The 22169-nt window shown below is 57.3% G+C and carries 21 protein-coding genes; 9 read left to right on the top strand and 12 right to left on the bottom strand.

Going from position 1 to position 22169, the window contains the following annotated elements; genetic code table 11:
- Positions 1-31: 31 nt before the first annotated feature.
- From ypfH to dapA, 6 genes are all read right to left on the bottom strand, one after another.
- Complete coding sequence (gene ypfH, locus RY075_RS16490; RefSeq protein WP_023314628.1) at positions 32-727, bottom strand: esterase; 696 nt, start codon at positions 725-727, stop codon at positions 32-34.
- 73 nt (positions 728-800) lie between these two features.
- The gene (locus RY075_RS16495) at positions 801-2747 is read right to left on the bottom strand and encodes a GNAT family N-acetyltransferase (protein ID WP_109948716.1); all 1947 of its coding nucleotides are present in this window, start codon (positions 2745-2747) and stop codon (positions 801-803) included.
- Positions 2747-3616 carry a neutral zinc metallopeptidase gene (locus RY075_RS16500; RefSeq protein ID WP_001303362.1) on the bottom strand — a complete coding sequence of 290 codons (870 nt, stop codon included), beginning with the start codon at positions 3614-3616 and terminating at the stop codon, positions 2747-2749. Before RY075_RS16500 ends, RY075_RS16495 begins: the two co-directional genes overlap by 1 nt.
- Positions 3617-3736: 120 nt before the next feature.
- Positions 3737-4450 carry a phosphoribosylaminoimidazolesuccinocarboxamide synthase gene (purC, locus tag RY075_RS16505; RefSeq protein WP_001171626.1) on the bottom strand — a complete coding sequence of 238 codons (714 nt, stop codon included), beginning with the start codon at positions 4448-4450 and terminating at the stop codon, positions 3737-3739.
- 109 nt (positions 4451-4559) lie between these two features.
- Entirely contained in the window at positions 4560-5594 is a 1035-nt protein-coding gene (gene bamC / locus RY075_RS16510) for an outer membrane protein assembly factor BamC (RefSeq protein ID WP_325773843.1), read from the bottom strand.
- Positions 5595-5610: 16 nt separating this feature from the next.
- Positions 5611-6489 carry a 4-hydroxy-tetrahydrodipicolinate synthase gene (gene dapA / locus RY075_RS16515; RefSeq protein WP_003860542.1) on the bottom strand — a complete coding sequence of 293 codons (879 nt, stop codon included), beginning with the start codon at positions 6487-6489 and terminating at the stop codon, positions 5611-5613.
- 145 nt (positions 6490-6634) lie between these two features.
- On the opposite strand from dapA, the gene RY075_RS16520 reads away from it, so the two are divergent.
- Together RY075_RS16520 and bcp are read left to right on the top strand one after the other, a co-directional pair.
- Complete coding sequence (locus RY075_RS16520) at positions 6635-7204, top strand: glycine cleavage system transcriptional repressor (RefSeq protein WP_000213743.1); 570 nt, start codon at positions 6635-6637, stop codon at positions 7202-7204.
- A complete protein-coding gene (gene bcp / locus RY075_RS16525) occupies positions 7204-7674 on the top strand; it encodes a thioredoxin-dependent thiol peroxidase (protein ID WP_003860544.1) in 471 nt (156 codons plus the stop codon). Before RY075_RS16520 ends, bcp begins: the two co-directional genes overlap by 1 nt.
- A gap of 82 nt (positions 7675-7756) precedes the next feature.
- Here the strand turns inward: bcp and RY075_RS16530 are convergent, their stop codons facing one another.
- Positions 7757-8821, bottom strand: coding sequence for an AI-2E family transporter (locus tag RY075_RS16530; protein WP_003860546.1), 1065 nt, complete (start codon positions 8819-8821; stop codon positions 7757-7759).
- A gap of 220 nt (positions 8822-9041) precedes the next feature.
- On the opposite strand from RY075_RS16530, the gene bepA reads away from it, so the two are divergent.
- Both bepA and arsC read left to right on the top strand, forming a co-directional pair.
- Positions 9042-10505, top strand: a complete 1464-nt coding sequence (gene bepA, locus RY075_RS16535; protein WP_003860547.1) for a beta-barrel assembly-enhancing protease — start codon at positions 9042-9044, stop codon at positions 10503-10505.
- Between the two features lie 13 nt (positions 10506-10518).
- The gene (gene arsC / locus RY075_RS16540) at positions 10519-10875 is read left to right on the top strand and encodes an arsenate reductase (glutaredoxin) (RefSeq protein ID WP_003860549.1); all 357 of its coding nucleotides are present in this window, start codon (positions 10519-10521) and stop codon (positions 10873-10875) included.
- On the opposite strand, the gene RY075_RS16545 is transcribed toward arsC, so the two are convergent.
- Positions 10872-11696 (bottom strand): homeodomain-like domain protein, encoded by an 825-nt coding sequence (locus RY075_RS16545; protein WP_045345535.1) that lies wholly within the window; start codon positions 11694-11696, stop codon positions 10872-10874. The two genes, arsC and RY075_RS16545, sit on opposite strands and share 4 nt — an antisense overlap.
- Before the next feature lie 147 nt (positions 11697-11843).
- Here RY075_RS16545 and celB point away from each other — a divergent pair, with 147 nt between their 5' ends.
- The 3 genes from celB to RY075_RS16560 are packed head-to-tail and all read left to right on the top strand — an operon-like array spanning position 11844 to position 15541.
- The gene (gene celB, locus RY075_RS16550) at positions 11844-13163 is read left to right on the top strand and encodes a PTS cellobiose transporter subunit IIC (RefSeq protein WP_109948718.1); all 1320 of its coding nucleotides are present in this window, start codon (positions 11844-11846) and stop codon (positions 13161-13163) included.
- A gap of 3 nt (positions 13164-13166) precedes the next feature.
- On the top strand, positions 13167-14123 hold the full coding sequence (locus RY075_RS16555) for a N(4)-(beta-N-acetylglucosaminyl)-L-asparaginase (RefSeq protein WP_063944233.1): 957 nt from the start codon (positions 13167-13169) through the stop codon (positions 14121-14123).
- Positions 14123-15541: a leucyl aminopeptidase family protein gene (locus RY075_RS16560; protein WP_023325034.1), complete on the top strand. Its 1419-nt coding sequence runs from the start codon at positions 14123-14125 to the stop codon at positions 15539-15541. Before RY075_RS16555 ends, RY075_RS16560 begins: the two co-directional genes overlap by 1 nt.
- A gap of 86 nt (positions 15542-15627) precedes the next feature.
- Here RY075_RS16560 and RY075_RS16565 read toward each other — a convergent pair whose 3' ends face one another.
- The 4 genes from RY075_RS16565 to RY075_RS16580 all read right to left on the bottom strand — a co-directional run bounded on the left by RY075_RS16565 (position 15628) and on the right by RY075_RS16580 (position 20071).
- Positions 15628-16329, bottom strand: a complete 702-nt coding sequence (locus tag RY075_RS16565; protein WP_211482948.1) for a DnaA inactivator Hda — start codon at positions 16327-16329, stop codon at positions 15628-15630.
- A gap of 96 nt (positions 16330-16425) precedes the next feature.
- Positions 16426-17715, bottom strand: a complete 1290-nt coding sequence (gene uraA, locus RY075_RS16570) for a uracil permease (RefSeq protein ID WP_003860558.1) — start codon at positions 17713-17715, stop codon at positions 16426-16428.
- An 82-nt stretch (positions 17716-17797) separates the two neighbouring features.
- Positions 17798-18424: a uracil phosphoribosyltransferase gene (gene upp / locus RY075_RS16575; RefSeq protein ID WP_003860560.1), complete on the bottom strand. Its 627-nt coding sequence runs from the start codon at positions 18422-18424 to the stop codon at positions 17798-17800.
- A 216-nt stretch (positions 18425-18640) separates the two neighbouring features.
- Entirely contained in the window at positions 18641-20071 is a 1431-nt protein-coding gene (locus RY075_RS16580; RefSeq protein WP_045337237.1) for a 6-phospho-beta-glucosidase, read from the bottom strand.
- Positions 20072-20337: 266 nt separating this feature from the next.
- Here RY075_RS16580 and purM point away from each other — a divergent pair, with 266 nt between their 5' ends.
- Both purM and purN read left to right on the top strand, forming a co-directional pair.
- Positions 20338-21375: a phosphoribosylformylglycinamidine cyclo-ligase gene (purM, locus tag RY075_RS16585; protein WP_003860563.1), complete on the top strand. Its 1038-nt coding sequence runs from the start codon at positions 20338-20340 to the stop codon at positions 21373-21375.
- Positions 21372-22013 (top strand): phosphoribosylglycinamide formyltransferase, encoded by a 642-nt coding sequence (purN, locus tag RY075_RS16590; protein WP_003860566.1) that lies wholly within the window; start codon positions 21372-21374, stop codon positions 22011-22013. Before purM ends, purN begins: the two co-directional genes overlap by 4 nt.
- Positions 22014-22169 lie beyond the last annotated feature (156 nt).

Below are 22169 nucleotides of genomic sequence, written 5' to 3' on the forward strand. Positions count from 1 at the left end.
TTGGGGAGAGGGTTAGGGTGAGGGGAAATGTTTAAATAAACTCGACGATATCATCGTCATTCGGCTTCGCGCCGCTGAGCGCTTCATCAAAGTAGTGCTTCGGTACGGTATAACGCAGATGATCGAGCGCGAACTGCATGCTGCGATCGTCAATGGCATGCCCCAGATCGTCTACGATATCCAGCGTCACATCTCCGCCCTCGCGCATCAGCGTCTCCTGGGCGGCTACTGCATGCGAAAGCTCAATTACCCGGTCTTCACCCCCATGAATGAGATGGATCGTGGTCTGCGTGGTCGCGCTTTGCGGTAACGTCGCAAAACGCCCGTTAAAGGCAATCACGCGGGACACCAGTCCGGGCTGCGCTTTTACGCTTTCCAGCGACATGATTGAACCCTGAGAGAAGCCAATCAGCGCCGTTGCGTCGGCGCCTACGCCGCTCTGCTGCTGCCAGTAACGCACGGTATCGATAAAGGCTGGCATAACGGCATCAATACGCGCCTGACGATTCTCCTCCGTCACGCCCTCGACGGAAAACCACTGCCGACCGTCCGGACCGCACGGCTCCACGCCGCCGATGCTGACGATCAGCGCGTGTGGGAAAACGGGTGCAAACCAGCTGCCAATCTGTCCCATATTGACGGCATTGTCGCCCACGCCATGAAACAGAAGCAGGAGCTGTTTAGCAGGCGTATCCGGGCTTTGCACAACAAAATGGTCATGTTTCATGGCGATCTCCTTAATTGATAAGCAGGATTTTACGCCTCTGCGGGGTAATGACCATGCCACTTTACTGAAGAAGTCATTGAAAAAATTGCCATTGCAAAATGTCGGCTTTCAGCTGCTGGCTACGGGAGTAATCAAGCCTTTCAAGCGCGCGTGCGGTTTCCTCGCGTAGCTTCGCCAGCAACGCTTTGCGCCCGAAATCGTGCGTATTCCCTTCCATTTTCCCGCGCAGCGCCGGGAGTGGGATGTCCACGGCTAACACCAATCGCGTTAGCGCCGCAACCGAGGTTGAAAACGCCCGGTGAGCAAAGGCAAACCCCGCCAGCTCCAGCCAGTCATCACTATTAAGGGTAGCTTCCCATGCATCCGTCACCGGGATCTTTTCGCCATTCCAGGCCGACAGGACGCGCATATCACGACATAAACGCTGATGCGCCTGTTCGCAGAGCTGATGCCCCGCCTCGCTCAGCGGCAGCAACGCCATCGCCGTATAGCACCCGCTGCTGGCTTCCCGGTGGCTGCCCATCCGCACCAGCACAAACCCGCACTGCCGCCAGAAACGCCACAGCTCGTCGGTATAGCCAAAGCTGACCGAGAGATAATCTTCTCCGCTGGCACTGCGGATCAGCCGCTGGCCGATGCCTTCCCGCTGGCGATGGGGATGAACCGCAATGCGGCTGACGCGTCGGCCTTTCAGCGTCGCCGCGAGCGGCGAACCGCCGTGCGCCGCCAGCGACTGCGCCACCAGATTTCCACGCGGCCGACGAAACCCCGCCCATACTGCGCGGCTAAGTTCAGGGGGTAATCCCCCCTCCTCCACCAGCCAGAGCGCGCCCGCGATCTCCGCGCCCGCCTGAGCAACAGCAAAGTGCTGGCCGGGGGCGTCCATCATCCGGCGTAAATCGAGGGGGGACGTTCGGTAGTGCGCGGCACACAGCAGTTCATACACGCCTGCCCCGCGCGCCGGATCGCTCTCCCATATCCCGGGCTCCAGCGACGTTAAACGTACCTCCCCTGCCGGTTTGCGATCGATAAGCGCATCGTCGAACAGCAGCGCGTTCGCCACTATCCGCTCAAGGGGGCATCCGGCAGCCCAGCGAACTGGCGTGGATAAGGTATAACGCCGCAGCCCGCTGAACCGGGCGCAGAACTTCAGCAGGAATCCCCTGCCCGTGCCTTCATAACCCTGCACCGTGGTGGTCAGCAACACGCGGGGAAAGCGCGACACCAGCTTCTCCAGCAGCGGGCCGGGGATAGCGGCTGCCTCATCGACAATCAGCCAGTCAGCTTCTGTGGTGGAGGCCAGCAGCGCATCCGGGGCCATAAAGTGAAAATGTTCCCCGGCGAAACGCGCGATGACATCCGTCGCCCCTTTTGCCGGTGCCGTCACTACTGCACTCCCCTGAATGCCGCTCAGCAACATGCCCGCCAGGGCGGACTTTCCGCGTCCGCGCGGCGCCGTCACGGCGGCCACGCCCGCAGGCATGGTCAGAAGAGCGTCGAGGATTTCAGCCTGCTCGCGCTGCGGTTCACCGCTGGCGGGCTGCCAGGCGGGTAAATCTGGCGCAACGGGCAGGCACAGAGGACGATGTTGATGCCAGACGATGGCATCTGAATCGGCGGCAAGCATCCGGCAAAAGTGGTGAACAAAGTGCGGGGTGGCGATCGGCTCTGCGCTGTCGCTCCAGCGCAGAGAATCCCTGTCGGGCCTGTCGGCCCAGACGGAGAACGGCGGCACCAGCAGCACCAGAAGGCTTCCGGCGCGCAGGGTCCCGCTGAGGGCGGCGAAGGCCGAGACGTCAAACCCGTCTCGCGCGTCAAAAACGGCGTGCAGGTATTCACGTCCCAGCAGGCCGCTGATGGCCTTAGAGGGGTTTTCCTCCAGCCACAGCCAGTCTCCTGGTAACGTATCGCGCAGATGGGTCACCTGGCTCAACGTCCACGCTTCATCGCCGCTGAGCACCACCAGCCGGCGGTGCCCGGTACGCTGAAGCTGGTTAACCAGCTGTTCAAACCCCAACATCACATAGCTTTGCCGAAGGTATTACACTGCGACGGGTTGCCGCTGTCGAAGCCACGCTTAAACCAGCTGTAGCGCTGCTCTGAGGTGCCATGGGTAAAGCTGTCCGGCACAACGCGCCCCTGGCTCTGCTGCTGCAAGCGATCGTCACCAATCGCCTGTGCGGCATTCAGGGCCTCTTCCAGATCGCCTGTTTCCAGCACGCCCTGCTGCTGCATGCTGTGTCCCCAGACGCCAGCGAAGCAGTCGGCCTGAAGCTCCATGCGTACGGAAAGACGATTCACCTCCGCCTGAGACGCATTCTGCTGCATCTGACGCACTTTAGGCTCAATGCCGAGGAGCTTCTGCACATGGTGGCCGACTTCATGCGCGATCACGTAGCCCTGGGCAAAATCGCCGTCGGCGCCCAGCTTGCTTTTCATGTCGTCATAGAAGGAGAGATCGATATAGACGGTGCTGTCCGCCGGGCAGTAGAACGGCCCCATAACGGACTGCCCGGTGCCGCAGCCGGTGCGGGTTGCGCCCCGGTACATCACCAGTTTTGGCGGCTGATAAGTCCGCCCCATTTTCTCGAACTGCTGACCCCAGGTATCTTCGGTCGTCGCGAGAATAACGGAAGTAAATTTCGCCGCTTCATCTTCATTTGGGCTGATGGAGCGCTGAGAATACTGCTGCTGTTGCCCGGTTTCACCGGTCATCAAACCGGTCAGGTCGACACCGTAGTAGCCCGCCACCAGCACGACGACCAGCAGAATAATGCCGCCCTTGCCGCTGGGTAACCGGAAACCTGGCCCGCCCATAGACGGACCACCGCCACCACTGCTGCGTCTGTCTTCTACGTTGTCACTTTCACGACGCCCTTGCCAGCGCATAAACACCTCGAACTATTCCATTTATAATAGCTATGATCGTAGGCGGTTAATGAAAGGATTACCATAGTAAACAAGGATAAGACGCCAAAGGATGCCCACATCCTTTGGCAAATGCGCAGTTTAGTCGAGCTTAACGCCTAAACGGTGAGCAACCGCTTCGTACGCTTCGACCACGCCACCCAGACTCTGGCGGAAACGGTCTTTGTCCATTTTATCCAGCGTCTCTTTGTCCCACAGGCGGCTGCCGTCCGGAGAGAATTCGTCGCCCAGCACCACTTCGCCTTTGTACAGACCGAACTCCAGCTTGAAGTCGACCAGGATCAGGCCCGCGTCATCAAACAGCTTTTTCAGCACGTCGTTGGCTTTGTAGGTCAGTTCCTGCATGCGCGCCAGGTTCTCTTTGCTTACCCAGCCGAAGGTTTCACAGTAGGATTCGTTGACCATCGGGTCATGCATGGCGTCGTTTTTCAGGAACAGATCGAACAGCGGTGGATTCAGTTCGATACCTTCTTCGATGCCCAGACGCTTCACCAGGGAGCCTGCGGCACGGTTACGGATCACGCACTCAACCGGCACCATATCCAGTTTTTTTACCAGACATTCCGTATCGGACAACAACGCTTCCATCTGAGTCGGGATACCGGCTTCGGCCAGTTTGGTCATAATGAAGTGGTTGAACTTGTTGTTCACCATGCCCTTACGATCGAACTGCTCAATGCGTGCGCCGTCTCCTGCTGACGTATCATTGCGGAATTCGAGCACCAACAGATCCGGGTTTTCCGTGCTGTATACGGTTTTCGCTTTGCCACGATACAACTCAGCTTGCTTCTGCATCTTCATTACTCCTGGTGTGATGATTTGTATTCAAAACTGGCCATATTATGCCACGCACACGTTTGCGTAGCACGAAAATAAAAAGGGCTGGAATAACCAGCCCTCACTATTATTTGCTGAATGCGGCCTGGAAGGCAGCGACCAGCGCATCGTTCTGCGCCTGGGTCAGCGTGTGTCCTTTCGGATCGATAAATTGCAGGCTGCTGCGGTTATCGAGGTCGCCGACCTGGATTTTGTAGTCACCGGAAGGCAGCTGTGGATCGCGTGCCCCCAACTCCTGCCAGGCGCTATCAGACAGCGGCTTATAGGTCGCTGTGATACTGCCCGTTGAACGGGTGCTGTCAGTCACCTTCATGCCCACTTTTTCAAGCGTTGCTGGCAGACGCTGCCAGGTCTGGTTAAACGGCGCACGCACCACCAGCATCGGCAGACCGGTATCGTCTGCACCGCTCTGCACGTCAAAGGTTGAGCCGTTATGGTTCTGCGCGGCGTTTGCGGCATCGGTAGCGTTCTTATCCAGACCCGCTGCAATCACGTTCAGCATTTCAGTGCTGTAGCGCTGCATGGCGGACGGATCGGCAACCGGTTTACCTGCCTGCTCAAGATTCAACAGCTTAACGGTAACCGCCTGCTGATAACCCTGCGGCTTAACGGAGACTTGATAACGACCACGGTACTGCTGGTCTTCATCGAGACGGTTCCACTCAATCCAGTCGGTGGTTAAAGCTTGGCTGGCGTCGTCGCGTTTATCAATCGTATAGTTTTTCGACTGAATGACGCTTACAACCTGCGGCCACAGCGTTGTACCGCGTGCGCTTTCCACCAGCAGAGAAGCTGTATCACCGGTGAACTGCGTGCGCGCGCCGCTCACGAGCGCCAGAGGCTGAGCTGGCGGACGAATATCGAGCGCTTTACCCACCAGGCCGCTGCCGTTGGTAACCGGAATATTATAATCACCGTTCTGGATCGGCAGGATCATGCCGGCAGGCGCGTGAAGTTCAGCAAGCGGCGGCGCATCCAGATAGGATTCATCACCGCTCACCTGGCGCTTGTAGCGCGAGTCTGAACTACAGGCAGCGAGGAGCATAACAAGCGAAACACCCGCAACCTTCGCCAGGCGCGACTTCTGTACTGAATAAGCCATCAAATCTCCCTAAACTTTACAGCAAACCGGCATGCTTCAGCGCGCCAGCGACAATTTCACGACCGTGGTCGGTAATCGGTGTCATTGGCAGACGCAGCGTGTCGGTTGCTACAAGCCCCAACTCCTTACATGCCCATTTCACTGGGATCGGATTGGGTTCGACAAATAATTTATTGTGCAACGGCATCAGACGCTGATTAATCACGCGAGCTTCATCAAAGTGACCGGCTGCGGCCAGTTTGCACATGTCAGCCATATCGCGCGCCGCCACGTTCGCCGTCACGGAAATCACGCCGTTACCACCGAGCTGCATAAAGTCCAGCGCGGTCGCATCATCACCGCTCAACAGGATAAAGTCGTCTGAAACCAGCTCTTTGATCTGATGAACGCGGCTTAAGTTCCCTGTCGCCTCTTTAATCCCGATAATATTTTTTACTTTCGAGAGACGGCCAACGGTTTCCGGCAGCATATCGCAACCGGTACGGGACGGCACATTATACAGAATTTGTGGCAAGTCAGTATGTTCAGCGATGGCTTTGAAATGCTGGAACAAACCTTCCTGAGTAGGACGGTTGTAATAAGGGGTCACCGTCAGACAGCCGACAATGCCGCTGTCGTTAAAACGTTGGGTCAGACTGATAGCTTCTGCGGTTGCGTTTGCGCCCGTCCCCGCGATGACCGGAATACGCCCGTCCGCCAGTTCCAGGGTCAGCATCACAACGTCGCCGTGCTCTTCGTGGCTCAGCGTAGCGGATTCACCGGTAGTCCCTACCGAAACGATCGCCGAGGTTCCATTGGCGACATGGTAATCAATGAGCTTCTTCATGCTTGACCGGCAGACATTACCTTTTTCATCCATCGGTGTAACAAGCGCGACAATACTTCCCGTGAACATGAGCCATCCTCTGTGCGAACAAGAGCCTCAATGTTACGTTTGGAACTGTAATAAAAGCAAGCGACCTGAGGCTCTCAGGCGGTTGTATGCATGTTTTTTTTATGCTTTCCTTAGGAAGACTTAACCACGCAAAGGAAGAACAGGTTTGACAACCTCATCACAACATTACCTGGTTATCACTGCGCTGGGTGCTGACAGGCCGGGTATCGTGAATACCATCACTCGCCACGTGAGCAGCTGCGGCTGCAACATCGAAGACAGCCGGCTGGCTATGCTTGGCGAAGAGTTCACGTTCATCATGCTGCTTTCCGGAACATGGAATGCCATTACCCTCATCGAATCTACCCTGCCGCTGAAAGGCGCAGAGCTGGATTTACTGATTGTGATGAAGCGCACCACCGCGCGCCCGCGTCCGGCTCTGCCTGCCACGGTCTGGGTACAGGTTGAAGTGCCTGATTCACCTCATCTGATTGAACGTTTTACGGCGCTGTTTGACAGCCATCAGATGAACATTGCCGAACTGGTTTCCCGCACGCAGCCGGGCGATGAAAACGCAATCCCGACGCTGTTTATTCAAATTACCGCACACAGCCCTGCCTCGCAGGATGCGTCAAATATCGAGCAAGCGTTCAAAGCCCTCTGTACAGAATTACACGCGCAAGGCAGTATAAGCGTCGTCGATTATTCGCAGCACGAACAGGATGGAGTTGAGTAATGAACCCACTGAAAGCCGGTGATATCGCACCGAAATTTAGCTTACCGGATCAAGACGGCGAGCAAGTAAATTTGACCGACTTCCAGGGACAGCGTGTTCTGGTCTATTTCTACCCGAAAGCCATGACCCCGGGCTGTACCGTACAGGCCTGCGGTCTACGCGACAACATGGATGAGTTGAAAAAGGTCGGTGTGGAAGTGCTGGGCATCAGCACCGATAAGCCAGAGAAGCTGTCACGTTTTGCGGAAAAAGAGCTGCTGAACTTCACGCTGCTTTCCGATGAAGACCACCAGGTTTGCGAGCAGTTTGGCGTCTGGGGTGAGAAGTCCTTTATGGGCAAAACGTACGACGGTATTCACCGTATCAGCTTCCTGATTGGCGCTGACGGTAGAGTTGAGCACGTGTTTGATGATTTCAAAACCAGCAACCACCACGACGTGGTGTTGAAGTGGCTGAAAGAAAGTGCCTGAAAGTGAGTGTCGGGTGGCGGCTTCGCCTTACCCGACCTACAAGAATAAGTAGGCCGGGTAAGCGCAGCGCCACCCGGCAAAACTACTTCTCCTCCACCGCCGGCACATCCGGCCACGCGTGGACCACGGCTTTAATCAGCGTCGCCAGCGGAATGGCGAAGAACACGCCCCAGAATCCCCACAGCCCGCCGAAAATCACCACTGACAGGATAATCACCAGCGGATGCAGGTTAACGGCTTCTGAGAACAGCACCGGTACCAGCAGGTTCCCATCCAGTCCCTGAATAATCAGGTATACGGCGAAACAGCTCCAGAACTCCGTACCCAGACCAAACTGGAACAGCGCCACACCGACTACCGGAATGGTCACCACAAACGCGCCGATATACGGGATCAGAACCGAGAATCCGACCAGCACCGCCAGCAGCAGCGAGTAGTTCAGCCCGAAGATCACGAAGCCAATCCAGGTCGCCACGCCCACCACAATCATCTCCAGCACTTTGCCGCGAATGTAGTTGGTGATCTGCTGGTTCATCTCCTGCCAGACCTGACCGGCGAGACCGCGATTGCGCGGCAGCACGCGGCGCACCGCGTTCAGCATCTGCTCTTTATCTTTGACCAGGAAAAACACCATTAGCGGCACGAGAACAAGGTAAACCGCCAGCGTCAGCAACCCCACCAGCGAGGCCAGAGAGTATTTCACCACCGAATCACCCATGGTCATGATGCGGGCGCGCATGTTTTCGGCCATCGCATCGATAATCCCGGCGTCCATCAGCGCAGGATAGCGGCGCGGCAGCGTGGCGGCAAAATCAGACAGTTTATTCAGCATGCCGGGCATATCACGGATCAGGTAGATCCCCTGTTGCCAGGCGATGGGCATCACCACGAAGGACATCAGCAGCAGAATACCGACAAACAGCACCAGGACAATGCTGGTCGCCCAGCGGCGGGAACAGCCGATATGTTCCAGACGCGCGGTGGGCCACTCCAACAGATACGCCAGTACAATCGCCACCAGTAGCGGTGCCAGCAGGCCACTAAAGAAGAACAGGATACCGAATCCGGCAACCAGAATGACCAGCAAAGCAATGGCTTCCGGGTCGCTAAACCGACGCCGATACCACTGCATTAACATTTCGAGCATACAACCCTTCCCTGAATCGAATGGCGGGAGTGAGACGGTGAATTGTATCTAACTGTCACAAAAAAGACTTTCCTTTTTGTTTCACTGTCAGGTTTCGCAAAACCCTGATGAATGGGATTTTCTTCATCTCTTAACACGGCTACACTCGCAGAGCAGCGGAGATGAACGTTATGCGGGTTCATCGGTCAAATTAGCACATCCAAAATACAGGACAGTGGTTATGTTCAGGCAGTTGAGAAAAACACTGGTTGCGACACTGATTGCCGCCGTGACGGTGGGTCAGGTGTTGCCCGCTTTCGCTGACTCGTCCGATTCATTGCCGGACATGGGCACCACGGCAGGAAGCACGCTCTCCATCGGGCAGGAGATGCAGATGGGTGATTATTACGTACGCCAGCTGCGCGGCAGTGCTCCGCTGATTAACGACCCTTTGCTGGTGCAGTACATCAACGGTCTGGGGATGCGGCTGGTGGCGCACGCCGACTCGGTAAAAACGCCCTTCCATTTCTATTTAATCAATAACGACGAAATCAACGCCTTCGCCTTCTTTGGCGGGAACGTGGTGCTGCATTCGGCGCTGTTCCGTTATTCCGATAACGAAAGCCAGCTGGCGTCCGTCATGGCGCACGAAATTTCGCACGTCACCCAGCGCCATCTGGCGCGTGCGATGGAAGATCAGAAGCGTAACGCCCCCCTGACCTGGGTGGGCGCGCTGGGTTCCATTTTACTGGCGATGGCCAGCCCGCAGGCCGGGATGGCGGCGCTTACCGGGACGCTGGCGGGGACGCGTCAGGGGATGATCAGCTTTACCCAGCAGAACGAGCAGGAAGCAGACCGCATCGGCATTCAGGTTTTACAGCGTTCCGGCTTTGACCCGCAGGCCATGCCGAGCTTCCTGGAAAAACTGCTCGACCAGGCACGCTACTCGTCGCGCCCGCCTGAAATTCTGTTGACCCACCCGCTGCCGGAAAGCCGACTCTCGGATGCCCGTAACCGTGCCAACCAGATGCGTCCGGTCGTGGTGCAGTCTTCGCAGGATTTCTACATGGCCAAAGTGAGAACGCTTGGCATGTACAACTCCGGACGTAATCAGCTCACCAGCGATCTGCTGGACGCGCTGGCGAAAGGCAACGTGCGCGAGAAGAACGCGGCGCAGTATGGTCAGGCGCTCCAGGCGATGGAGGCCAGCAAGTACGATGAAGCGCGTAAAGCGCTACAGCCGCTGCTGGCGTCGGCGCCTGACAATCCGTGGTATCTTGACCTCGCCACCGATATCGATCTGGGGCAGAAAAAAGCGACCGATGCGATTAATCGTCTGAAAGGGGCGAAAGACATTCGCAACAATCCGGTATTGCAGCTTAACCTGGCGAACGCCTACCTACAGGGCGGCCAGCCCGGCGAGGCGGTGACCATTCTGAACCGCTACACCTTTAACAATAAAGATGACCAGAACGGCTGGGAACTGCTCGCCCAGGCCCAGGGGCAACTGGGTAACCGCGATCAGGAGCTGGCCGCGCGTGCGGAAGGCCTGGCGCTGGCGGGTCGCCTCGATCAGGCCATTTCCCTGTTGAGCAGCGCCAGCTCACAGGTGAAGCTTGGCAGCCTGCAACAGGCCCGCTACGATGCGCGAATCGACCAGCTGCGCGGCCTGCAACAACGCTTTAAGCCGTACGAGAAGATGTAATAAAGGAGAAGTCATGACAGACGCGGTAAAAATTTACCATAACCCTCGCTGCTCCAAGAGCCGCGAGACGCTGAATCTGCTGAAGTCTAACGGCATCGATCCGGAAGTGGTGTTGTATCTGGAGACGCCGCCGGATGCGCAGACGATCCGCCAGCTGCTGAAGATGCTTAACATGGGCAGCGCACGCGACCTGATGCGTCAGAAAGAAGATCTGTATAAGTCGCTCAATCTGAACGATACCAGTCTCACTGAAGATCGGCTGATTCAGGCGATGGTCGACAATCCTAAGCTGATTGAGCGCCCGATTGTGGTGGCGAACGGCAAGGCGCGTATCGGCCGTCCGCCGGAAGACGTACTCGGGATCGTCTAATCGTTACGCCGCAGCGCTTTCAGAAACGCCTGCGGCGTACGCTCTCCCAGCTTTTTCTGCGCTTTTCCCCGGTTGTAAAACTCACACAGTTGGATCAACAGCGCTCCCGCCGGTTCACTGTTCACCCGCGGAATGATTTCGCGTAACGGCACGGTGACCTGAAGGGCGAGATAATACTGTGAATGCACTTTTACGGTGACGTTATGCTCCGGCAAGTTCACTGCCAGCCCAAAAGTCTCAACAGATTGAATATCAGCCGGACAGGCAGCCAGCACCTCGTTCGTCCAGCGGGTCAGCAACTGCGGCGAGACACCGGCATAAAGCCGGGCGTAGCACCAGCCGCTAACGGGTTCACGCGCCCAGAGCAGGTGTTGCTCCCCACCGTCGTCCATATGCAGCGATAGCGGCTGATGATGCAGAAGTAGCTTCTGCGGCATGATACCGGCCTTCAGCGCCTTTTTGCCCTGCAACGACGCCCCCTTTTGTCTTACCGAAGCCGGTTTGAGGTAGCGGTTCAGGGTCGCGCGGGAAACGGCGATCCCGAGTCCGTCATTCACCAGCAGCAGCAGTTCATCCAGCGGTGCACCGGTGATATCACGCAGAGCATTTATGAGTGCTGCCTGCTCTTGTCTCAACGCTTTATGTATCACTTTTGGCGTGGTGTGGTTATCCGAAACCTGGTCGCGGTTGCGCCAGCGCCTGACGGTGGTGACCGAGATACCCAACTCAACGGCAAGCTCTCTGTCGCTTTTATCTGACTGCTGAAGATAACGACGGATACGCGGTGTGGTGGTGGCGTTGGCATGCAGTTTGATTTCCATCGCGTCTCTCTCCGCAACTAATCTTATGAGATTTATATCAGAGCAGCGAATGCTTTGTGACCGATTTCACCTTTCGCTCGCCGCGCTTCACTGATAATCCACAGACATAACATAAACAACACCTCTCAATCTTGTACGGAGTTCACAATGAACAATGTTCTGGGATTTCTTGAAGCAAAACTGATGCCGCTGGCGGCGAAAACGGCCCAGCAGCGTCATCTTGGGGCCATTCGTGGGGCCTACGTTTCATTCATGCCGTTTATCATCGTCGGCTCCATCCTGCTGGTGATCTCCTCCTTCCCGAATCAGGCCTATCAGCAGTTTATGTCTCAGGCCTTTGGTGAGAGCTGGAGTGCGATTATAGAGATCCCGTTCAACGCGGTGTTCTCAACCATGTCGCTGTTTATCAGCTTCCTGGTGGCCTACCGCCTGGCTGAGCATTATGGCGAGGACCGCATCTCCTGCGGCATCCTGGCGCTGGTCGCGTTTCTGATCCTGACGCCCTTTATCAAAGTGGCGGAAAACGGCGGCATTACCGTGATGCCGGTGGAGTGGATTGGCAGCAAAGGGCTGTTCGTGGCGATGATCGGTTCCCTGCTGTGGACGGAACTGTTCTGCTGGCTGAAGCGCAAAAAGCTGGTCATCAAAATGCCGGACGGCGTGCCTCCTGCGGTGCAGGAGTCGTTCGCGGCCCTGATCCCGGCCCTGCTGGTGATGATTCTGGTGCTGCTTATCCGCATCATCTTTGAAAACACCCACTACCACACCATCCACCAGTTTATTTATGAAGTGGTTGCCACCCCGGTGCGCCACTACGGCACCTCTTATTTCGGGGCGCTGATGACCGTATTCAGCATCACCATTCTGTGGTCAGTGGGCATTAACTCAGGTTCGATGATCAACGGGATTATTCGTCCGCTGTGGATGGAGAACCAGACCGACAACATCGCCGCGATTCAGGCGGGAACGACGCCGCCGCACATCATCACCGAACAGTTTTTTGACATGATCTGGATGGGCGGCGCGGGCGCCACGCTGTCGCTGGTGATTGCGATGCTGATTTTCGCCCGCAGCAAAAACATGCGCGAAGTGGCGCGCCTCGGTGCGGGTGCCTCGGTGTTTAACATCAACGAACCGATCCTGTTTGGCCTGCCGGTGATCATGAACCCGATCATGCTCATCCCGTTCAATCTGGTGCCGCTGGTGCTGGTCACCGTGCAGTATTTGGCGATGAAAATTGGTGCGGTCGCCGTCACCACCGGGGTGTTTATCCCCTGGACGCTGCCGCCGGTCATCAGCGGCTTTATCGTCACCGGGCACCTGAGCGGCAGCGTGATGCAGCTTCTCAACCTGCTGATTGGCGCCATGCTGTACCTGCCTTTCATGCGTATCCTGGATAAACAGTACCGCGCGGCGGAAATAGCCAGCGTTACGCAAACCGACACCACCCTTGCAAAACAGGAGTAAAGCATGTGGGGAATTATCGCAACCTGGCGAATGGCGCTTGAAGGGGTAACGGAATCCGCGTCTGCCCTGGCTGCGGGCAAACCTGTCGCTGCGGCGGTAGTGGATGCCGTCGCCGCCGTCGAGGACTTTCCGTTTTATAAATCCGTCGGCTACGGCGGGCTGCCCACCGAAAACGGCGAGGTAGAGCTGGACGCGGCCTATATGGACGGCGACACGCTGGCGTTCGGCGCCGTGGGCAATCTGGTGGATATCGCCAACCCGGTGCGCGTGGCGCATGCGCTCAGCCGCCAGCGTTATAACAGCCTGCTGGTCGGCCAGGGCGCGCGCGAATGGGCGCTGAGCCAGGGCTTTGCCGATAAAACCATGCTCACGGATCGCGCCATGCAACACTACCGTAAGCGCTGCCGCGAAACGCTGGATAAGGGGTTAAGCCCCTACGACGGACATGACACCGTCGGCATCATCGGCCTCGATAAACAGGGCTCGATGAGCGTCGCCACTTCCACCAGCGGCCTGTTTATGAAAAAACGCGGTCGCCTCGGTGACTCACCCATCATCGGCTCCGGCTTTTACTGCGACAGCGAAACCGGCGCGGCCACCGCCACGGGCGTCGGTGAAGATCTGATGAAGGGCTGTACCAGCTACGAAATCGTTCGCCGGATGGCGCAAGGCATGACGCCGCAGCAGGCGGCGGATTCGGTCGTGTTCGAACTGGAAGACAAACTGATGTCGCGCTTCGGTCGCGCGGGCGATCTCTCCGTGGTGTGCATGAACAGCAAAGGAGAATTTGGCGCCGCGACCAACATCAAAACCTTCTCGTTCGTGGTGGCGACGGCTCGCCAGCCCCTCACCGTTTTCCGTACTGAACGCCTGCGGGAGAAAACGCACTATCACGCGGTAGATGATGAGTGGATGCAGGCCTATGCCGCGCGGATCCGCGCACCGATTGAGGAGTTATGATGATCACGTACCAGTTTATCAACGCGCTTTCAGACGCGAAGCCGCAGAGCCATTTGATTGCGCGCGCTGACAGTTCCCTGTTACCGGATAGCGCTCTTATCGCTGAAATGCGCCAGCAGAGCACCGTCGCGGACGCGCGCTTTGGCTGCGCGCCGTTTGCCCGCATCACTCTGTTGCCGGATGCGCTCTGGCATGACGCCCTGACCGAAGGGTTGATCACGGCCCTGCGACCGCTGCTTACCGCCCCCGCCAGCGCCGAACTCGTGCTGGACGTGACGGATATCGACGATGTGGTGCTGGCGCAGGTACTGCGTTTTCTCTTTAATCAGGCACACATGCTCAGTGACCTGAAGCTGAAGAAGACGGACGAAGCGCTGCGCCTTACCTGCATCACTGCCCTCTGCCTGCCGGAACAGCAGGCGAAGCTGGAGACGACCTTCCGCCAGCAGCAGGCCATTGCGCTCGGCATGGTTGCGGCACGACGTCTGGCGGATATGCCATCCGACCGCTGTACGCCGCAGTTTGTGGTGGAAGAGGCGCAAAAACTGTGTGCCGCCAGCCCTGCTCTGCGCTGCGAGGTGTTGGATGAAAAGCAAATTGTTGAGCAGGGGCTGGGGCTACTGCACGCCGTTGGCAAAGGGGCGACCTGCCCGCCTCGCCTGCTGGCTATTCACTATAACGGCGTGTCTGATGGCCCGGTGCGCTGCTACGTGGGAAAAGGCATTACCTTTGACACCGGCGGCCTGTGGCTGAAGGAAGGCGCGGGCATGTACACCATGAAATATGACATGTGCGGCGCGGCTAACGTGCTCGGGCTGATGCTGACCGTTGCGGAGCAGAAATTACCCGTGCGCATCATGGGCGTGCTGGCGCTGGCGGAAAACGCCATCGGCCCCGACGCCATGCAGCCCGGCACGGTGGCAACAGCCTGCAACGGCATTACGGTGGAAATCAACAACACCGATGCCGAGGGCCGGCTGGTGCTGGCAGACGCTATCGCCTGGGCGAGTCAGCGCCATCCGCAGGCGCATTATATTATTGATATGGCGACCTTAACCGGAGCGGTGGTGAAAGCGCTGGGGTATGAGCTGAGCGGGCTGATGACCCAGGATGAGCCGTTGCGTCAGGCACTGACGCTCGCGGGCAAACGGAGCGGCGACGAGGTGTGGTCCCTGCCGCTGGATGCGAGGCTGAGAAAGCAAACCGACAGCGCGATTGCCGATCTGTGCAACACGCCGACCAACAATGCGGCGATCAGCGCCTCGGCGGCGTGGCTGCTGCACCATTTCTGCCCGCCGACTATTCCGTGGGCGCATCTGGATATCAGCGGGACGGCGCTGTGGCGAGAAAACGGACGGAGCGTGGCGTCGGGAAGACCGATTCCGCTGCTGGTGGAGCACTTGTTGGGGGATCTTTAGCCGGGTGGCGGCTGCGCCTTACCCGGCCTGCAAGGTATGACGGGTTTTCGTAGGCCCGGTAAGCGCAGCGCCACCGGGCAAAAAACTCAAAGCTTAAGAATATCTTTCACAAACGGAATGGTCAGCTTGCGCTGGGCGGTGATGGAGGCGCGATCGAGCTGATCGAGCGTATCAAAGAGCGTGCGCATCTCCCGATCCAGACGCTTGAGCAGGAAGCGCCCTACGTCTTCCGGCAGTTCAAATCCGCGCAGTCTGGCGCGCAACTGAAGTGCCTGGAGTTTGTCTTCATCCGACAGCGGTTGCAGCTTGTAGATTTGCCCCCAATCCAGACGAGACGCCAGATCCGGCAGCCCCAGATTGAGCTGGCGCGGCGGACGATCGCCGGTGATCAGCAGCCGGGTTTTGCCCGACTCCAGAATGCGGTTGTAGAGGTTAAAGATCGCCATTTCCCACGGTTCGTCCCCCGCCACGCATTCGATATTATCGATGCAGACCAGGGAGAGATGTTCCATGCCCTCCAGCACCTCAGGCACAAACCAGGTGCGTTTATCCAGCGGCACATAGCCTACCGCGTCACCGCGCGCCGAAAGCTCCGCACAGGCGGCATGCAGCAGGTGGCTGCGTCCCGCGCCTTCGCGTGACCAGATATAGATGTATCCGCTGTGTTCCTGGCGCAGCACGTTTTGCAGTGCAGCCAGTAAAGAGGGGTTATCACCCGGCCAGAAACTCGCGAAAGTTTCATCGTCAGGGAGATAAAGTGGCAGAGAGAGCTGTGCCGGTCCGTTCAGAAATACCTCAACCAGAGATCTTACATAAAATCGGAATGGAGTTTAACACGGAACCTGCAAGGAGAGAACCGGGCGATCCTTCGCCCGGCATGACGATCAATGTGGCGCTTTTTCGCTGTCGTCCGCGTCCAGCACCACCTCTTCCGGGCGGATCACCGAGATCAGCTTGAAAATCAGGCTCAGGCCGACGCCGACGATGGTCGCCAGCGCCATACCCTTCAGCTCTGCCGCGCCGATGTGCACCTTCGCGCCGCTCACGCCGATAATCAGGATAACGGAGGTCAGGATCAGGTTCTGCGCCTTGCTGTAATCCACTTTGGATTCAATCAGCACGCGAATACCGGAGGCACCGATCACCCCGTACAGCAGCAGAGAAACGCCGCCCATCACCGGCACCGGGATAATCTGGATCGCTGCCGCCAGTTTACCAACGCAGGAGAGCAGAATGGCGATGATCGCCGCGCCGCCGATAACCCAGGTGCTGTAGACGCGGGTGATCGCCATTACGCCGATATTCTCACCGTAAGTCGTGTTTGGCGTGGAGCCGAAGAAACCAGAGATGATGGTGGAGAAACCGTTGGCAAACATGGAGCGATGCAGGCCCGGGTCGCGGATCAGGTCGCGCTTCACGATGTTCGCCGTCACCACCAGGTGGCCGACGTGCTCAGCAATCACCACCAGCGCAGCAGGCAGAATGGTGAAAATGGCGAACCATTCAAAGCGCGGGGTGTAGAAGGTTGGCAGCGCGAACCAGTGCGCCTCGGCAATCGGGGTGGTATCCACAACGCCCATCACGAAGGAGAGCGCGTAACCCGCCAGCACGCCGATCAGGATTGGGATAATCGCCATAAAGCCGCGGAAGAGGACGGAACCGAATACCGTCACGCCCAGCGTCACCAGCGAAATAATAATGGTTTTAGAATCCGGTGACTGACCGTCCGCAGGCAGCAGCCCAGCCATGTTCGCCGCGACACCCGCCAGCTCCAGGCCGATGACGGCAACGATGGCCCCCATTGCCGCAGGCGGGAACATCACGTCCAGCCAGCCGGTACCGGCTTTCTTCACGATGAAGGAGACCAGGCAGAACAGCACGCCGCACATGATGAAGCCGCCCAGCGCGACCTCATAACCCAGCGGCAGCAACAGCAGTACCGGGGAGATAAACGCGAAGCTCGACCCGAGATAGGCCGGGATTTTGCCTTTACAGATGAAGAGGTAAAGCAGCGTACCGATGCCGTTAAACAGCAGCACGGTAGCCGGGTTAATGTGAAACAGGATTGGCACCAGCACGGTTGCGCCAAACATGGCGAACAGGTGCTGCAAACTAAGCGGGATTGTCTGTAAAAGCGGCGGTCTTTCACTCACCCCGATAGCACGGCGCGTCATAGTGTTTTCCTCTGAGTGTCATTGTTGGCTTTTATTCAAAAAAAAGCCGACTATCAAAGTCGGCTTCTTTATCGTTATTCGATTATTTAGTACCAAAAATCTTATCGCCGGCATCGCCGAGCCCCGGGATGATGTACCCGTGCTCGTTCAGTCCCTGGTCGACAGACGCGGTATAGAGTTCAACGTCCGGGTGCGCTTTTTCCAGCGCCGCGATACCTTCCGGCGCCGCAACCAGTACCAGCACTTTGATGCTGCTGCATCCCGCTTTTTTCAGCAGGTCGATGGTGGCGATCATCGAACCGCCGGTCGCGAGCATCGGGTCAACCACCAGCGCCATACGCTCATCGATGTTAGAGACCAGCTTCTGGAAGTACGGGACCGGCTCAAGCGTCTCTTCGTTACGGTAGATACCCACCACGCTGATACGCGCGCTTGGGACGTGCTCCAGCACGCCTTCCATCATGCCCAGACCCGCACGCAGGATTGGCACCACGGTAATTTTTTTACCTTTGATCTGCTCAACCTGTACCGGGCCGTTCCAGCCTTCGATAGTCACTTTTTCCGTTTCCAGATCAGAGGTCGCTTCGTAGGTCAGCAGGCTACCCACTTCAGAAGCCAGTTCGCGAAAACGCTTCGTGCTGATGTCATGCTCACGCATCAGGCCCAACTTGTGTTTAACGAGTGGGTGTTTCACTTCCACAATCTTCATTCTCTTTCTCCTCTGAGGTGGCATCCGCAAAAAAATCGCGGGATTATACCGCTTTTTTCGGATTGCGCCATACCCATCTTGCTTGACATACATCAATCAAAAACAAAAAAGCCGGAGGCGAGGCTCCGGCTTGGGGGCGGGATTCTGCCGGGTGGCGCTAACGCTTACCCGGCCTGGACATCCCGTAGGCCCGATAAGCGCAGCGCCACCGGGCAATTATAGCTGCTCTCCGTTGCTGGCAATCACCTGCTTATACCAGTCGAACGATTTCTTCTTGCTGCGGTTCAGCGTACCGTTACCTTCGTTATCTTTATCGACAAAGATAAAGCCGTAGCGTTTCTTCATCTCGCCGGTGCCGGCAGAGACCAGGTCGATACAGCCCCACGGCGTGTAGCCCATCAGATCCACGCCGTCTTCCACCACCGCTTTTTTCATCTCGCGGATGTGGGCGGAAAGGTAGTCGATGCGGTACTGGTCGTTCACCGTGCCGTCGCTCTCCTGCACGTCGATCGCGCCAAAACCGTTTTCCACAATAAACAGCGGCAGCTGATAGTGATCCCAGAACCAGTTCAGGGAGTAGCGCAGCCCGACAGGATCGATCTGCCAGCCCCAGTCCGATTTTTGCACGTACGGGTTAGAAACCAGGCTCTTGCTCTCGTCGTAATCCAGCGTCGGATTATCCGCCGTCGCTTTGGTAGCGAAAGACATGTAGTAGCTGAACCCGATGTAATCCACGCAGCCCTGCGTCAGCGCCACTTTATCTTCTTCGGTAATATCCAGCGCGAAGCCGCGACGTTCAAAGTAGTTGAGCAGATGCTGCGGATACTTGCCGCGCACGTGAACGTCGGTGAACCAGTAGCGGCGATGCATGGCGTTCATCGCCATCATCATGTCGTCCGGGGCACAGGTCAGCGGATAGATGGGGCACATGGCAATCATGCAGCCGATTTGCAGTGACGGGTTGATCTCGCGCCCCGCCTTCACCGCCAGAGCACTGGCCACCAGCTCATAGTGCGCCGCCTGGAACATCACCGGCTCGCGATCTTCTCCCGGCGCATATTTCAGCCCGGAGTTGGTAAACGGCGCAAAGTCTTCGTGGAAGTTGGCCTGGTTGTTGATCTCGTTAAAGGTCATCCAGTACTTCACTTTATGCTGGTAGCGCTCAAAAACGACCTTCGCGAAGCGGACAAAGAAGTCGATCAGCTTACGGTTGCGCCAGCCGCCGTATTCCGTCACCAGGTGGAAAGGCATCTCGAAGTGGGAAAGCGTGATCACCGGCTCGATGCCGTGCTTCAGGCACTCGTCGAACAAATCGTCATAGAATTGGAGTCCCGCTTCGTTCGGCTCCAGCTCGTCGCCTTTCGGGAAGATACGCGTCCAGGCGATGGAGGTGCGAAAGCATTTGAACCCCATTTCGGCAAAGAGTTTGATGTCTTCTTTATAGCGGTGATAGAAGTCGATGGCTTCGTGGTTTGGGTAATTTTTCCCCTCCATCACGCCGTTGGTGATTTCACGCGGTACCCCATGGGCGCCTGCCGTCATGACATCAGCAACGCTCACGCCCTTGCCGCCCTCTTTCCAGCCGCCTTCAAGCTGGTGCGCCGCAACGGCCCCACCCCACAGAAAACCTGATTTAAATCCTGACATTCGCTATCCCTCATTCTGCGTTATTTTCTGCAAAAACAGTTACAGAAACCGGTTTCAGTTTGATGATGTGCAAACGGGATTGCCGTTGCAAGCAGATCGCCGAAACCGGTTTCATTTTCGTGAACAGAGTCAAGTTTGTTGCCCTGGACAGGCCGCACAGAAAAAAAGATCCCCGCGCCGAGAATAGGCTCGCAAACGTTTGCCTGGACTGTTAGAATTGCGCCGATTTTTCTTACTAGCTATGCAATCGCGTGGGGATTTAAGCCGTGACCAACAAAACTTCTCTCAGCTACAAAGATGCCGGTGTTGATATTGACGCAGGTAATGCGCTGGTTGACCGAATCAAAGGTGTGGTGAAAAAAACCCGCCGCCCGGAAGTGATGGGTGGCCTGGGTGGATTCGGCGCACTGTGCGCGCTGCCGCAAAAATATCGTGAACCTGTGCTGGTCTCGGGTACGGATGGTGTCGGTACAAAACTGCGCCTGGCGATGGATCTTAAGCGTCACGATACGATTGGTATCGATCTGGTGGCGATGTGCGTCAACGACCTGGTGGTACAGGGCGCTGAGCCGCTGTTCTTCCTGGATTACTACGCGACCGGCAAGCTGGACGTGGATACCGCAGCCAGCGTCATTAACGGTATCGCCGAAGGCTGCCTGCAATCCGGCTGTGCGCTGGTCGGCGGTGAAACCGCGGAAATGCCTGGCATGTATCACGGTGAAGATTATGACGTCGCAGGCTTCTGCGTCGGCGTGGTAGAAAAATCAGAAATTATCGACGGCAGCAAAGTGGCTGACGGCGATGTGCTGGTTGCGCTGGCCTCCAGCGGTCCGCACTCCAACGGCTACTCTCTGGTGCGTAAGATCCTCGAAGTGAGCGGTTGCGACCCGCTGACCACCGAGCTGGACGGCAAACCGCTGGCCGATCACCTGCTGGCCCCGACCCGCATCTACGTGAAAAACGTGCTGGAGCTGATTGAGAACGTTGACGTGCACGCCATCGCTCACCTTACCGGCGGCGGCTTCTGGGAAAACATTCCGCGCGTGCTGCCGGATAATACCCAGGCGGTGATCGACGCCTCCTCATGGCAGTGGCCGTCCGTCTTCAACTGGCTGCAAACCGCAGGCAACGTGAGCGAGCATGAAATGTACCGCACCTTTAACTGCGGCGTGGGCATGGTTATCGCCCTGCCCGCCAGCGAAGCGGATAAAGCGATTAAGCTGCTGACAGAAAAAGGTGAAAACGCGTGGAAAATCGGTACGATTAAAGCTTCCGATTCCGAACAGCGTGTGGTCATTGAATGAAAAACATCGTGGTGCTCATTTCCGGCAACGGAAGCAATTTGCAGGCAATCATAGACGCCTGCAAACAGAAGAAAATCAATGGCACCATTCGGGCAGTATTCAGCAACAAGGCCGATGCATTCGGCCTTGAGCGCGCGCGGGAAGCGAACATTCCTGCGCACGCGCTGGAAGCCAGCCAGTTCGCCGGGCGTGAAGCCTTTGACCGTGAGCTGGTGCAGGAGATTGACGCCTACGCGCCTGACGTGGTGGTGCTGGCAGGCTACATGCGCATCCTGAGCCCGGCTTTTGTTGCACACTACGCCGGACGACTGCTCAATATCCACCCTTCCCTGCTACCAAAATACCCCGGTCTGCACACCCATCGTCAGGTGCTGGAGAACGGCGATGAGGAGCATGGTACCTCCGTGCATTTCGTTACCGACGAGCTGGACGGCGGTCCGGTCATTTTGCAGGCAAAAGTACCGGTCTTTGACGGTGACAACGAAGACGACGTGACCGAACGTGTACAGGCTCAGGAACACGCCATTTATCCGCTGGTGGTAAGCTGGTTTGTTGACGGCCGTCTTGAGATGCGCGACGGCGCAGCCTGGCTGGACGGAGTGAAGTTGCCCCCGCAGGGTTATGCTGCCGAAGAGTAGTCTGTTTGAATTGCCCGGCGGCGCTTCGCTTGCACGGGCCTACGGTCCCTTAGGTCGTGGTAAGCGCAGCGCCACCCGACATCCCCTCCCCCAACCCTCTAAATTCCCCAATAAAAAAATAACTGTCATACTTTTCTGGCACTGTTGGACATATCG

Source organism: Enterobacter sp. JJBC, from assembly GCF_036936505.1.
Classification (GTDB): Bacteria; Pseudomonadota; Gammaproteobacteria; order Enterobacterales; family Enterobacteriaceae; genus Enterobacter; species Enterobacter hormaechei_C.

What these genes read in the sequence shown, in the direction of transcription:
- RY075_RS16495 (WP_109948716.1), bottom strand. Translation starts at nt 2,747, where the DNA reads ATGTTGGGGTTTGAACAGCTGGTTAACCAGCTTCAGCGTACCGGGCAC.
- RY075_RS16500 (WP_001303362.1), bottom strand. Translation starts at nt 3,616, where the DNA reads ATGCGCTGGCAAGGGCGTCGTGAAAGTGACAACGTAGAAGACAGACGC.
- arsC (WP_003860549.1), top strand. Translation starts at nt 10,519, where the DNA reads ATGACAGACGCGGTAAAAATTTACCATAACCCTCGCTGCTCCAAGAGC.
- purC (WP_001171626.1), bottom strand. Translation starts at nt 4,450, where the DNA reads ATGCAGAAGCAAGCTGAGTTGTATCGTGGCAAAGCGAAAACCGTATAC.
- RY075_RS16560 (WP_023325034.1), top strand. Translation starts at nt 14,123, where the DNA reads ATGATCACGTACCAGTTTATCAACGCGCTTTCAGACGCGAAGCCGCAG.
- bcp (WP_003860544.1), top strand. Translation starts at nt 7,204, where the DNA reads ATGAACCCACTGAAAGCCGGTGATATCGCACCGAAATTTAGCTTACCG.
- RY075_RS16555 (WP_063944233.1), top strand. Translation starts at nt 13,167, where the DNA reads ATGTGGGGAATTATCGCAACCTGGCGAATGGCGCTTGAAGGGGTAACG.
- uraA (WP_003860558.1), bottom strand. Translation starts at nt 17,715, where the DNA reads ATGACGCGCCGTGCTATCGGGGTGAGTGAAAGACCGCCGCTTTTACAG.
- dapA (WP_003860542.1), bottom strand. Translation starts at nt 6,489, where the DNA reads ATGTTCACGGGAAGTATTGTCGCGCTTGTTACACCGATGGATGAAAAA.
- bepA (WP_003860547.1), top strand. Translation starts at nt 9,042, where the DNA reads ATGTTCAGGCAGTTGAGAAAAACACTGGTTGCGACACTGATTGCCGCC.
- celB (WP_109948718.1), top strand. Translation starts at nt 11,844, where the DNA reads ATGAACAATGTTCTGGGATTTCTTGAAGCAAAACTGATGCCGCTGGCG.
- RY075_RS16530 (WP_003860546.1), bottom strand. Translation starts at nt 8,821, where the DNA reads ATGCTCGAAATGTTAATGCAGTGGTATCGGCGTCGGTTTAGCGACCCG.
- purN (WP_003860566.1), top strand. Translation starts at nt 21,372, where the DNA reads ATGAAAAACATCGTGGTGCTCATTTCCGGCAACGGAAGCAATTTGCAG.
- ypfH (WP_023314628.1), bottom strand. Translation starts at nt 727, where the DNA reads ATGAAACATGACCATTTTGTTGTGCAAAGCCCGGATACGCCTGCTAAA.
- RY075_RS16545 (WP_045345535.1), bottom strand. Translation starts at nt 11,696, where the DNA reads ATGGAAATCAAACTGCATGCCAACGCCACCACCACACCGCGTATCCGT.
- bamC (WP_325773843.1), bottom strand. Translation starts at nt 5,594, where the DNA reads ATGGCTTATTCAGTACAGAAGTCGCGCCTGGCGAAGGTTGCGGGTGTT.
- upp (WP_003860560.1), bottom strand. Translation starts at nt 18,424, where the DNA reads ATGAAGATTGTGGAAGTGAAACACCCACTCGTTAAACACAAGTTGGGC.
- RY075_RS16580 (WP_045337237.1), bottom strand. Translation starts at nt 20,071, where the DNA reads ATGTCAGGATTTAAATCAGGTTTTCTGTGGGGTGGGGCCGTTGCGGCG.